We start from the raw sequence: 12,467 nt of genomic DNA on the forward strand, positions 1-12,467 counted from the left end.
TCTCCTGGTGCAGAATGGGCGCCAGGGACCGACTGATGGGATCAACGCCGCCATGACCACTTCGGCACTGGACCGCTCCGACACCGACGGCGACGAGCGGGACGGCCCCGCGACCGGCGCCATGGGCGGCAGCCGCGCCTTCGCGCTGCTGCTGGTCATCACCGGTGCGCTGGGGCTGCTCGCCGCGTGGGTCATCACGATCGACAAGAACAAGATCCTTGAGGCCAAGGCGGTCGGGAAGACCTTCACCCCCGGGTGCAGCCTCAACCCGATCGTCTCCTGCGGCAACATCATGGAGAGCGAGCAGGCCCACGCCTTCGGGTTCCCGAACCCGATGCTGGGGCTCGTCTGCTACGGCGCGATCATCGCGATCGGCCTGGCGCTGCTCTCGGGCGCCCGCTTCCCCCGCTGGTACTGGCTGGGCATGCAGGCCGGCACCCTCTTCGGCGTCGGGTTCTGCACCTGGCTGCAGTACCAGTCGCTGTACGTCATCGGGTCGCTGTGCCTGTGGTGCTGCCTCGCCTGGGTCGCCACGATCTTCATGTTCTGCTACGTGACCGTGCAGAACGTCCGGCACCGCTTCATCCCGGTGCCGGACGGCGTGCGCCGCGTCCTGCTGGAGTTCCACTGGGTCGTGCCCGTCCTGTGGGTCGGCATCATCGGCATGCTGATCCTCACCCGCTGGTGGGACTTCTGGACGGGCGGCACCGCCTGATCCCGCCCTCGCCGAACCTGGCTTGATCGACGCCGCCGGACCTCTCGGTCCGGCGGCGTTGTCAGTGGTGTGGCTTAGGGTTTCGGACGTGGAGCCCGATCTGTTCACCGCCGCCGCAGAGGACCGCCAGGAGAAAGACCCGGCGAGCAGTCCCCTGGCCGTGCGCATGCGCCCCCGCACGCTCGACGAGGTCGTGGGGCAGGGGCACCTGCTCAAGCCCGGCAGCCCCCTGCGGAGGCTGGTGGGGGAGGGCAGCGGCGGCCCGGCCGGCCCCTCGTCGGTGATCCTCTGGGGTCCGCCCGGCATCGGCAAGACGACCCTCGCGTACGTCGTCAGCCAGGCCACCAACAAGCGTTTCGTGGAGCTCTCCGCGATCACCGCGGGCGTCAAGGAGGTGCGGGCCGTCATCGACGGAGCCCGCCGCGCCTCCGGGGGCTACGGCAAGGAGACGGTGCTCTTCCTCGACGAGATCCACCGCTTCAGCAAGGCCCAGCAGGACTCCCTCCTGCCCGCCGTGGAGAACCGCTGGGTCACCCTCATCGCGGCCACCACCGAGAACCCCTACTTCTCGATCATCTCCCCCCTGCTCTCCCGCTCCCTGCTGCTGACGCTGCAGGCGCTCACCGACGAGGACCTGCGGGGGCTGCTGCACCGCGCCCTCACCGACGAGCGCGGGCTCGGCGGCGCGGTGACCCTGCCCGCGGACGCCGAGGCGCACCTGCTGCGGATCGCCGGCGGCGACGCCCGGCGCGCCCTCACCGCGCTGGAGGCGGGCGCCGGCTCGGCCATAGCCAAGGGCGAGGCCGAGATCACCCTGGAGACGCTGGAGGAGTCCGTCGACCGTGCGGCCGTGAAGTACGACCGCGACGGCGACCAGCACTACGACGTCGCGAGCGCCCTGATCAAGTCGATCCGCGGCTCCGACGTGGACGCCACGCTGCACTATCTGGCCCGCATGATCGAGGCGGGCGAGGACCCGCGGTTCATCGCGCGACGGTTGATGATCTCCGCGAGCGAGGACATCGGCCTGGCCGACCCCACGGCCCTGCAGACGGCGGTCGCCGGTGCGCAGGCCGTCGCGCTGATCGGCTTCCCCGAGGCGCGGATCACGCTGAGCCAGGTGGCGATCGCGCTGGCGCTGGCCCCGAAGTCCAACGCGGCCTACCTCGCGATCGACGCCGCGCTGGCCGACGTACGGGCGGGCCTCGCCGGCCCGGTGCCGCCGCACCTGCGGGACGGCCACTACAAGGGCGCGGAGAAGCTGGGGCACGCGCAGGGCTATGTGTATCCGCATGACGTGCCCGGCGGCATCGCGGCCCAGCGGTATGCGCCGGAGACGGTTCACGGCAAGCAGTACTACGCGCCGACGCGGTACGGGGCGGAGGCCCGCTACGCGGACGTGGTGGAGCGCGTGCGCTCGCGCTTGCGCGGAGAGCAGGACGGCTGAGCGGGGCGTGGCACCGCCGGGCAGGTCCGTTCGGCGTCTCGCCGTTGCGGCGGATTCAAGGTGCATGCCCGGCACCTTGAATCCGCCGCCGCGGTGGGGGCTCCTCCCAGCGGTAGCTGGGGGAGTAACCACCACGTACGTGTCCGGCGGTGCCGAGACCTGCTCGCCGTCATTCAGCGGCGGCCTCGAAGAGCGTGTGCATCGCCCGGCGCAAGCCGGCCACGTCCCGGACCGGGTCCGGGAACTCGAACCGCGCGTCGAAGGACCGGTCCGCCGGCGACCCGCTGCCCGCACGGGTGAACCGCACCCGCAGCCCGAAGCGGTCCAGGGCCAGCGGCACCGCCCGGTCGCCCGCGCGGCGCACGTCCTCGGCCGGCTCGCCGATGAGCGAGTACAGCCCGAGCATCTGGTCGCCGTGGCCCGAGTGCAGGTGCTGCAGCAGCTCGGCCTCGTGGGCGATGAGCGGGTCCGGCTGGGCCCGGGCGAAGTCCTCGGGCTCGACGTCCTCCGCGCCCCACAGGTCGTCCACGCTCGCCTCGCCGATCTCCAGGCGCACCATCATGCGGCCGGGCTCGGTCACGCCGGGGACGCAGGTGATCCAGCCGGAGAGCCAGGCCCGGCCGCGGATGCGGCCGGGCACGGAGACGGGTGCCACGTCGGTGAGCTCCAGGACGGCGGACAGCTCGTCGTCCTGTGCGTGGGTCGCCGCACGCACGACGGGGCTGTCGGCGGGGAACACCAGGAAGACCTCGCCGTCGGGTCCGACGCTGCGCGCCTCGGGCATCAGCTGGTCGGGACGGGTGGCGGCGGCTCCGGGAACGAGCAGCACCGCGGAGCATGTACTCTGTACGAGAGTTCGTGTGCGCTCGGCTGCTGACGGCATCCGCGCGATTTCAAGTCCGCTGGGACGCGGCTGACCACGATCTGATCGGACCTCCGTCACGTCGGCGCCATCGAGAGTGCCGGTCTTCTGCGTGCTGTCCGTGATGTGACTGGTGTTCCCCGGGCGAGACATGCGATCTCCTTGAGTAAGGTAAGCCTAACCTAACCTATTTCGGAGGTCTGGAGAACGTGCCTAACCAGTCGCGTCCCAAGGTCAAGAAGTCTCGTGCGCTCGGCATCGCGCTGACCCCGAAGGCTGTCAAGTACTTCGAGGCCCGCCCCTACCCGCCGGGTGAGCACGGCCGTGGCCGCAAGCAGAACAGCGACTACAAGGTCCGTCTGCTCGAGAAGCAGCGTCTGCGCGCCCAGTACGACATCAGCGAGCGCCAGATGGTCCGCGCCTACGACCGCGCCCGCAAGGCCGAGGGCAAGACCGGCGAGGCCCTGGTGGTCGAGCTCGAGCGCCGCCTCGACGCCCTCGTCCTGCGTTCGGGCATCGCCCGCACCATCTACCAGGCCCGTCAGATGGTCGTCCACGGCCACATCGAGGTCAACGGTGGCAAGGTCGACAAGCCGTCCTTCCGTGTCGCCCCGAACGACGTCGTGATGGTCCGCGAGCGCAGCCGCAGCAAGCCGCTGTTCGAGACCGCCCGCGCCGGTGGCTTCGCCGCCGAGGGTGAGACCCCGCGCTACCTGCAGGTCAACCTGGGCGCCCTGGCCTTCCGCCTGGACCGCCTGCCCAACCGCAAGGAAGTTCCGGTCATCTGCGACGAGCAGCTCGTCGTCGAGTACTACGCCCGCTAAGACCGGCGTAGGAGACTCTCCTTCCGCCCAGCCCGTCGTTCCGTCGGCCCTCGTGGCCGCGGGCCGGCGGGCTGGCGCGTTTCCGGGCCCCGGAGCTCGCACATCCGTGCCGTACGGACCGGTAATGCGGTACGGGCGCGCAGGCCCGGCGCGATAAGGTCGGTATCCGAGCAGCAAGAGACCACAGCTAGGGAGCGGTGCAGCGTGTCCGGTGGAGAGGTGGCCGGGATCCTCGTGGCCGTCTTCTGGGCCATTCTCGTGTCTTTCATCGCCCTGGTGCTGGTGCGGCTCGCGCAGACGCTCAAGGCGGCCACCAAGCTGGTCGCCGACGTCACCGAGCAGGCCGTGCCGCTCCTCGCCGACGCCTCGGCGACCGTCCGTTCCGCGAACAGCCAGCTCGCCCGCGTCGACTCGATCGCCGCGGACGTCCAGGAGGTCACGGCGAACGCCTCGGCGCTCTCCTCGACCGTCTCCTCCGCCTTCGGCGGCCCGCTGGTCAAGGTCGCGGCCTTCGGCTACGGCGTCCGCCGGGCGATGGGCCGCAAGGCCGCTCCCGAGCCGAAGGGCTCCGTCTTCGTCGGCAAGGCCGTCGGCAGCCCCCTGCCGTCCGCCCGCGCCGGCCGCCGCCGCACCCGTGGGAAGGGTTGACCCCAGGAATGTTCCGCCGCACCTTCTGGTTCACGACCGGTGTAGCAGCCGGTGTCTGGGCCACCACCAAGGTCAACCGGAAGCTCGCCAAGCTCACCCCGGAGAGCCTGGCCCTGCAGGCCGCGGACCGCGCGGTCATCGCCGGGCGCAAGGTCAAGCTCTTCGCGCTGGACGTCCGTGACGGCATGGCGCACCGGGAAGCGGCGCTCAAGGACGCGCTCGGCCTCACGGCCGCGCCGCCCGCCCCCGAGCACCGCGCGCTCCCCGGGCAGCGCCATCTCGTCGCGATCGACCCGCAGCACACCTACCACTCGTTCACCCGGAAAGAGGACCACTGATGGAGTCGGCTGAAATCCGCAGGCGCTGGCTGCGCTTCTTCGAGGAGCGTGGGCACACCGTCGTGCCGTCGGCGTCGCTCATCGCGGACGACCCGACCCTGCTCCTGGTCCCCGCGGGCATGGTCCCCTTCAAGCCGTACTTCCTCGGCGAGGTCAAGCCGCCCTTCACGCGCGCCACCAGCGTGCAGAAGTGCGTCCGCACGCCGGACATCGAGGAGGTCGGCAAGACCACCCGCCACGGCACGTTCTTCCAGATGTGCGGCAACTTCTCCTTCGGCGACTACTTCAAGGAAGGCGCCATCAAGCTCGCCTGGGAGCTGCTCACGACTCCCGTGGCGGACGGCGGCTACGGCCTGGAGCCGGAGAAGCTGTGGATCACCGTCTACCTCGAGGACGACGAGGCCGAGCGCATCTGGCGTGACGTCGTCGGCGTGCCCGCCGAGCGGATCCAGCGCCTGGGCAAGAAGGACAACTACTGGTCCATGGGCGTTCCCGGCCCGTGCGGCCCCTGCTCCGAGATCAACTACGACCGGGGCCCGGAGTTCGGCGCCGAGGGCGGCCCGGCCGTCAACGACGAGCGCTACGTGGAGATCTGGAACCTGGTCTTCATGCAGTACGAGCGCGGTGCCGGCGACGGCAAGGAGGACTTCCCGATCCTCGGGGAGCTGCCGTCGAAGAACATCGACACCGGTCTCGGCCTCGAGCGCCTCGCCATGATCCTGCAGGGCGTGCAGAACATGTACGAGACCGACACCCTGCGCGTCGTCATGGACAAGGCCACCGAGCTCACGGGCGTCCGCTACGGCGCCGCCCGCGACACCGACGTCTCGCTGCGCGTGGTCGCCGACCACATGCGCACGTCCACGATGCTCATCGGTGACGGCGTCACCCCGGGCAACGAGGGCCGCGGCTACGTCCTGCGCCGCATCATGCGCCGCGCCATCCGCAACATGCGCCTGATGGGCGCCACCGGCCCCGTCGTGGCCGAGCTGCTCGACGTCGTCATCAAGACGATGGGTCAGCAGTACCCGGAGCTGGAGACCGACCGCAAGCGCATCGAGACGGTCGCCCTCGCCGAGGAGGCCGCCTTCCTCAAGACGCTGAAGGCCGGCACCAACATCCTCGACACCGCCGTCACGGAGACCAAGGCCGCCGGCGGCAAGGTCCTGGCCGGCGACAAGGCGTTCCTGCTCCACGACACCTGGGGCTTCCCGATCGACCTCACCCTGGAGATGGCCGCCGAGCAGGGCCTCTCCGTGGACGAGGACGGCTTCCGCCGCCTGATGAAGGAGCAGCGGGAGCGCGCCAAGGCCGACGCCAAGGCCAAGAAGACCGGCCACGCCGACCTGTCCGCGTACCGCGAGGTCGCCGACGCCTCCGGCGAGACCGACTTCACCGGCTACACCCTCACCGAGAACGAGTCCACGATCGTGGGCCTCCTCGTCGACGGCCTGCCCTCGCCGGCCGCCACCGAGGGCGACGAGGTCGAGGTCGTCCTGGACCGCACCCCGTTCTACGCCGAGGGCGGCGGCCAGCTCGCCGACACCGGCCGCATCAGGCTCGACACCGGTGCCGTGATCGAGGTCCGCGACGTGCAGAAGCCCGTCCCGGGCGTGCACGTGCACAAGGGCGTCGTCCAGGTCGGCGAGGTCACCGTGGGCGCCTCCGCCTACGCCTCGATCGACGTCAAGCGCCGCCGCGCCATCGCCCGCGCCCACTCGGCCACCCACCTCACCCACCAGGCCCTGCGCGACGCGCTCGGCCCGACGGCCGCCCAGGCCGGCTCGGAGAACTCGCCGGGCCGCTTCCGCTTCGACTTCGGCTCGCCGGCCGCCGTTCCCGGCACCGTGCTGACCGACGTCGAGCAGCGCATCAACGAGGTCCTCTCCCGGGAGCTCGAGGTGCAGGCCGAGATCATGAGCCTGGACGAGGCCAAGAAGTCCGGCGCCATCGCCGAGTTCGGCGAGAAGTACGGCGAGCGCGTGCGCGTCGTCACCATCGGCGACTTCTCCAAGGAGCTGTGCGGCGGCACGCACGTCGCCAACACCGCCCAGCTGGGTCTGGTGAAGCTGCTGGGCGAGTCGTCCATCGGCTCGGGCGTGCGCCGTGTCGAGGCCCTCGTGGGCGTCGACGCCTACAACTTCCTGGCCAAGGAGCACACGGTCGTCGCCCAGCTCCAGGAGCTCGTCAAGGGCCGCCCGGAGGAGCTGCCGGAGAAGATCTCCGGGATGCTCGCCAAGCTCAAGGACGCCGAGAAGGAGATCGAGCGCTTCCGCGCCGAGAAGGTCCTGCAGGCCGCCGCGGGCCTGGCCGAGGGCGCCAAGGACGTGCACGGCACGGCCCTGGTCACCGGCCGCGTCCCGGACGGCACCGGCGCCGACGACCTGCGCAAGCTCGTCCTCGACGTGCGCGGCCGCATCACCGGTGGCCGCCCGGCCGTCGTGGCCCTGTTCACCGTGGCCAATGGCCGCCCGCTGACGGTCATCGCCACCAACGAGGCCGCCCGCGAGCGCGGTCTCAAGGCCGGCGACCTGGTCCGTACGGCCGCCAAGACCCTCGGCGGCGGCGGTGGCGGCAAGCCGGACGTCGCCCAGGGCGGCGGCCAGAACCCCGAGGCCGTCGACGAGGCCATGGCCGCCGTCGAGCGCCTCGTGGCCGAGGCGGCCTGATCCCCGTGCGCCGAGGAAGACGCATCTCCGTCGACGTCGGGGACGCCCGGATCGGGGTCGCCTCGTGCGACCCCGACGGGATCCTCGCCACTCCGGTGGAGACGGTGCCCGGCCGTGACATCCCCAAGGCCCACAAGCGGCTCGTGGAGATCGTCGCGGAGTACGAGCCGATCGAGGTCGTCGTCGGCCTGCCCCGTTCCCTCAAAGGAGGGGAGGGGCCGGCCGCGGCCAAGGTCCGCACCTTCGCCAAGGAGATGGCCCGCCGCGTGGCGCCCGTCCCGGTGCGCCTCGTCGACGAGCGCATGACGACGGTCACGGCGACGCAGGGGCTGCGCGCCTCGGGCGTCAGCTCCAAGAAGGGCCGGTCCGTGGTGGACCAGGCGGCCGCGGTCGTCATCCTGCAGAACGCCCTGGAGACCGAGAAGGTCTCCGGGAGGCCCCCGGGCGAGACCGTCGAAGTGGTCATCTGATCGCAGTACGGTAACGTTCCGCGCTGAACACATGGCAGCCGCCCGGCTGACGTCTCCGACGACGGCCGGGCGACTGGGAACCGCGCTCCTCGGAGCGCCCACCTGCTGCCGCTGCGCGGCTCTAGGGGATCGATGACTGAGTACGGCCGGGGCTCCGGCTCCCAACCGTGGCATCCTGACGACCCGCTGTACGGGGACCAGGGCTACAGCGGACAGCAGCAGCATCCGCAGCAGTCGCAGCAGGCCCCGTACGGTCACGGCCAGCAGCAGTACTGGGACCCGTCGCAGTCGCAGGGGGGTCAGCAGCAGTACGTGCAGCCGGGCGGTGGCACGTACGGCGGCGGGCAGGCCGACTACTACGGCACGCCCGACGGCTACCAGCAGCCGCAGCACCCCCAGCAGCCGCACGGGCAGCAGCCGCAGGCTCAGCAGGGCCACCAGGAGGCCCAGCAGCTGCATCAGGCGCAACAGCAGGCCCAGCAGCAGGCGCAGCAGCAACAGCACCCGGAGCACCCGGCGCCGTACCAGTCGCAGCAGGAGTGGTCCGAGCCCGACGACGAGAAGATCTCCCTCTTCGACGACCTGCCTCCCGCCACGGACCGCCCCGGCGAGCGCGCCGGCGAGCCCGGGGACGACAGGGACGACGAGGACGACGAGCCGCGCGAGGAGCGGTCCCGCGGCCGGCGCGGCGGCAAGAAGCCCAAGAAGAACAAGCGCCGCAGCGGCACCGCCTGCCTCGTGGTCGCCGTGGTGCTCCTCGGCGTCGTCGGCGGTGGCGGCTACCTCGCCTACGACTACTGGGAGACCCACTTCGGCGCGGCTCCCGACTACGAGGGCCAGGGCAGCGGCCAGGTCCAGGTCGAGATCCCCAAGGGGGCCAGCCTGACCGAGATGGGCAAGGTCCTGCAGGAGGCCGGGGTCGTCAAGAGCGTCGGCGCCTTCACCGACGCCGCGGCCAAGAAGGCCATCCAGCCGGGCACGTACACCCTGCACAAGGAGATGTCCGGCGCGGCGGCGGTCGAGATGATGACCAACGCGGGCAACTTCCTGACGATCAGCGAGGGCCAGCGGGCCGGGCAGATCTACGCCGCGATCGACAAGAAGCTCGGCCTCGCCGAGGGCACCACCAAGGGCGCCGCCAAGAGCCAGGCGAAGAACCTCGGCCTGCCGGAGTGGGCGGGCACCGACCCCAACATCAAGGACCCGCTGGAGGGCTTCCTCTTCCCGTCGCAGTACAGCGCGGGCAAGGGCACCAAGCCGGAGGAGATCCTCCGCCAGATGGTCGCCCGGGCCAAGGAGAACTACGCCAAGCAGGACCTGGAGGGCAAGGCCAAGGAGCTCGGCCTGAAGTCGCCGCTCCAGGTGATCACCGTGGCGAGCCTGGTCCAGGCCGAGGGCCGGTACAAGCACGACTTCGACAAGGTCTCGCGCGTCATCTACAACCGGCTCAAGCCGGACAACAAGGAGACGTACGGCCTCCTCGACTTCGACTCGACGGTCAACTACGCGAAGAACACGTCGACGCTCGACACCGGCGCGGTCAGCGACCTGCGGCAGTTCAAGGACCCGTACAACACGTACAAGATCAAGGGACTGCCCCCCGGCCCGATCGACAACCCCGGCATGGAAGCGCTGAAGTCGGCGCTGGCTCCGGCGCCCGGTCCCTGGTACTACTTCGTCTCGATCAACGAGAACGAGACGTTGTTCGCGGTGACCAACGAAGAGCACAACAAGAACCGCGAGCGGTACAACAAGGAACACAAGAAGGGCGCGTAGTGACGCAACGGCACCGCGCGGCGGTCCTCGGTTCCCCGATCGCCCACTCGCTCTCCCCGGTCCTGCACCGCGCCGCGTACGCGGAGCTGGGCCTGGGGGAGTGGACGTACGACCGCTTCGAGGTGGACGAGGCCGCGCTGCCGGCCTTCCTCGACGGGCTGGACGGCAGCTGGGCCGGGCTGTCCCTGACCATGCCGCTCAAGCGGGCGGTGATCCCGCTGCTGGACGAGGTCAGCGGCACGGCCGCCGCGGTCGAGGCCGTCAACACCGTCGTGTTCACGGAGGACGGCCGCCGCCTCGGCGACAACACGGACATCCCCGGCATCGCCGCGGCCCTGCGCGAGTGCGGCGTGACCCGCACCGCCTCCGCCGCCGTGCTGGGCGCGGGCGCCACGGCTTCCTCCGCGCTCGCCGCCCTGGCCGGGATCTGCACGGGCGAGGTCACCGTGTACGTGCGCAGCGAGGCCCGCGCGGCCGAGATGCGCGAGTGGGGCGAGCGGCTCGGTGTGGCCGTCCGCACCGAGGACTGGGCCCGCGCCGCCGAGGCCCTCACCGCTCCGCTGGTCGTGGCCACCACCCCGGCGGGGGCCGCCGACGCCCTCGCGGAGGCCGTCCCGGACCGTCCCGGCGCCCTCTTCGACGTCCTCTACGAGCCGTGGCCGACGCCCCTGGCAGCGGCGTGGTCCGCGCGCGGCGGCACCGTCCTCGGCGGCCTGGACCTCCTCGTCCACCAGGCGGTCCTCCAGGTCGAGCGGATGACCGGATGCGCGAAGGCGCCGCTGGCCGCGATGCGCGCGGCGGGCGAGGCGGCCCTCGCCGCCCGCGCCTGACGGGACCCGTCCGGCCGACCACGACGTGACTCACTCCGTTCCACAACGCGGACCGGAGGGCGGCCCGGACCGTCCGGCATGGGAGGATCAGAAGCGGCGGGCCGGGGCCGCGCACCCGGGCGCCGCACGATCTTGAGGCGCGCGAGCAAGAGGAGTCCCGTTGAGCAGGTTGCGCTGGCTGACTGCCGGTGAGTCGCATGGTCCGGCACTCGTGGCGACGCTGGAGGGCCTGCCCGCCGGTGTCCCGGTCACCACGGACATGGTGGCGGACCACCTGGCCCGCCGGCGGCTCGGCTACGGCCGCGGCGCGCGCATGAAGTTCGAGCGGGACGAGGTCACCTTCCTCGGCGGCGTGCGCCACGGTCTGACGATGGGCTCCCCGGTCGCGGTCATGGTGGGCAACACCGAGTGGCCCAAGTGGGAGAAGGTCATGGCGGCCGACCCGGTGGACCCGGAGGAGCTGGCGTCGATGGCGCGCAACGCGCCGCTGACCCGCCCCCGCCCCGGCCACGCCGACCTCGCGGGCATGCAGAAGTACGGGATCGACGAGGCCCGCCCGATCCTGGAGCGCGCCTCCGCGCGCGAGACCGCCGCCCGCGTCGCCCTCGGCGCCGTCGCCCGCTCCTACCTGAAGGAGACCACGGGCATCGAGATCGTCTCGCACGTCATCGAGCTGGCCGCGGCCAAGGCGCCGCTCGGCGTCTACCCCAAGCCCTCGGACGTGGAGAAGCTCGACGCGGACCCGGTCCGCTGCCTGGACGAGGCGGCCAGCAAGGCGATGGTCGCCGAGATCGACCAGGCCCACAAGGACGGCGACACGCTCGGCGGCGTCGTCGAGGTCCTGGCCTACGGCGTCCCCGTCGGCCTGGGCTCGCACGTGCACTGGGACCGCCGCCTGGACGCCCGCCTCGCCGCCGCCCTGATGGGCATTCAGGCGATCAAGGGCGTCGAGGTCGGCGACGGCTTCGAGCTGGCCCGGGTGCCCGGCTCGAAGGCCCACGACGAGATCGTCTCCACCGAGGACGGCATCCGCCGCACCTCCGGCCGCTCCGGCGGCACCGAGGGCGGTCTGTCCACGGGCGAGCTGCTGCGCGTCCGCGCCGCCATGAAGCCGATCGCCACCGTGCCGCGCGCCCTGCGCACGGTCGACGTGACCACCGGCGAGGCCGCCCAGGCCCACCACCAGCGCTCCGACGTCTGCGCGGTCCCGGCCGCCGGCATCGTCGCCGAGGCGATGGTCGCCCTGGTGCTCGCCGACGCGGTGGCGGAGAAGTTCGGCGGCGACAACGTCGCCGAGACCCGCCGCAACGTCCAGGGCTACCTCGAGAACCTGGCCATCAAGTGACCGCGCCCGCCGTCGTGCTGGTGGGCCCGCCGGGAGCCGGCAAGTCCACCATCGGCGCCTTGCTCGCCCAGCGGCTGGGCACCGGCTACCGCGACACCGACGCCGACATCGAGAAGACCGCCGGCAAGCCCATCCCGGAGATCTTCATCGACGAGGGCGAGCCGCACTTCCGCGAGCTGGAGCGGCAGGCGGTGCGCGCCGCCGTGGCCGAGCACCCCGGCGTGCTCTCCCTCGGCGGCGGCGCGATCATGGACGACGGGACGCGGGCCCTCCTCGCGGGGCTGCCCGTGGTCTTCCTCGACGTCGAGCTCGCCGACGCCGTACGGCGCGTCGGCCTCGACGCCCCGCGCCCGCTGCTCGCGGTCAACCCGCGGCAGCGCTGGCGCGAGCTGATGGAGGCCCGCCGCCCGCTCTACACGGAGGTCGCCCGGGCCACCGTCGCCACCGGCGGCCGCACGCCGGACGAGGTCGCCGACGCCGTGCTGGAGGCCCTGCACCTGGCACCGGTGCCCGGGGACCGCACACAGGACACCACGCAGTGAG

Annotated in this window: 12 protein-coding genes; 11 read left to right on the plus strand and 1 reads right to left on the minus strand. The window is 71.8% G+C overall.

The genetic code is table 11. The features are described 5' to 3' along the window. Positions 1 to 52: 52 nt before the first annotated feature. The gene (locus tag B7P34_RS11475) at positions 53 to 715 is read left to right on the plus strand and encodes a vitamin K epoxide reductase family protein (protein WP_106675746.1); all 663 of its coding nucleotides are present in this window, start codon (positions 53 to 55) and stop codon (positions 713 to 715) included. A gap of 88 nt (positions 716 to 803) precedes the next feature. Beyond that, positions 804 to 2,162, plus strand: a complete 1,359-nt coding sequence (locus B7P34_RS11480; protein ID WP_106675747.1) for a replication-associated recombination protein A — start codon at positions 804 to 806, stop codon at positions 2,160 to 2,162. Between the two features lie 169 nt (positions 2,163 to 2,331). Here the strand turns inward: B7P34_RS11480 and B7P34_RS11485 are convergent, their stop codons facing one another. Beyond that, positions 2,332 to 2,991: a DUF2470 domain-containing protein gene (locus B7P34_RS11485; protein ID WP_223267742.1), complete on the minus strand. Its 660-nt coding sequence runs from the start codon at positions 2,989 to 2,991 to the stop codon at positions 2,332 to 2,334. 242 nt (positions 2,992 to 3,233) lie between these two features. Here B7P34_RS11485 and rpsD point away from each other — a divergent pair, with 242 nt between their 5' ends. The 9 genes from rpsD (at position 3,234) to B7P34_RS11535 (ending at position 12,466) form a co-directional block, all read left to right on the plus strand. Beyond that, the gene (gene rpsD, locus B7P34_RS11490) at positions 3,234 to 3,848 is read left to right on the plus strand and encodes a 30S ribosomal protein S4 (protein ID WP_058045279.1); all 615 of its coding nucleotides are present in this window, start codon (positions 3,234 to 3,236) and stop codon (positions 3,846 to 3,848) included. A 204-nt stretch (positions 3,849 to 4,052) separates the two neighbouring features. Continuing rightward, positions 4,053 to 4,496: a DUF948 domain-containing protein gene (locus tag B7P34_RS11495; protein ID WP_223267743.1), complete on the plus strand. Its 444-nt coding sequence runs from the start codon at positions 4,053 to 4,055 to the stop codon at positions 4,494 to 4,496. Positions 4,497 to 4,504: 8 nt separating this feature from the next. Then, a complete protein-coding gene (locus B7P34_RS11500) occupies positions 4,505 to 4,834 on the plus strand; it encodes a DUF6167 family protein (RefSeq protein WP_030365316.1) in 330 nt (109 codons plus the stop codon). Beyond that, positions 4,834 to 7,503, plus strand: coding sequence for an alanine--tRNA ligase (alaS, locus tag B7P34_RS11505; RefSeq protein WP_106675750.1), 2,670 nt, complete (start codon positions 4,834 to 4,836; stop codon positions 7,501 to 7,503). The genes B7P34_RS11500 and alaS overlap by 1 nt, the downstream gene beginning before the upstream one ends. 5 nt (positions 7,504 to 7,508) lie before the next feature. Further along, positions 7,509 to 7,973, plus strand: coding sequence for a Holliday junction resolvase RuvX (gene ruvX / locus B7P34_RS11510; protein WP_043188057.1), 465 nt, complete (start codon positions 7,509 to 7,511; stop codon positions 7,971 to 7,973). Positions 7,974 to 8,105: 132 nt separating this feature from the next. Next, positions 8,106 to 9,749 (plus strand): endolytic transglycosylase MltG, encoded by a 1,644-nt coding sequence (mltG, locus tag B7P34_RS11520; protein ID WP_106675751.1) that lies wholly within the window; start codon positions 8,106 to 8,108, stop codon positions 9,747 to 9,749. After that, positions 9,749 to 10,579, plus strand: a complete 831-nt coding sequence (locus B7P34_RS11525) for a shikimate dehydrogenase (protein ID WP_106675752.1) — start codon at positions 9,749 to 9,751, stop codon at positions 10,577 to 10,579. The genes mltG and B7P34_RS11525 overlap by 1 nt, the downstream gene beginning before the upstream one ends. A gap of 169 nt (positions 10,580 to 10,748) precedes the next feature. Then, on the plus strand, positions 10,749 to 11,924 hold the full coding sequence (aroC, locus tag B7P34_RS11530; protein WP_223267747.1) for a chorismate synthase: 1,176 nt from the start codon (positions 10,749 to 10,751) through the stop codon (positions 11,922 to 11,924). Beyond that, the gene (locus tag B7P34_RS11535; RefSeq protein WP_106675754.1) at positions 11,921 to 12,466 is read left to right on the plus strand and encodes a shikimate kinase; all 546 of its coding nucleotides are present in this window, start codon (positions 11,921 to 11,923) and stop codon (positions 12,464 to 12,466) included. Before aroC ends, B7P34_RS11535 begins: the two co-directional genes overlap by 4 nt. Position 12,467 lies beyond the last annotated feature (1 nt).

The sequence above is a fragment of the Streptosporangium nondiastaticum genome (genome assembly GCF_003011965.1).
GTDB lineage: Bacteria > Actinomycetota > Actinomycetes > Streptomycetales > Streptomycetaceae > Streptomyces > Streptomyces nondiastaticus.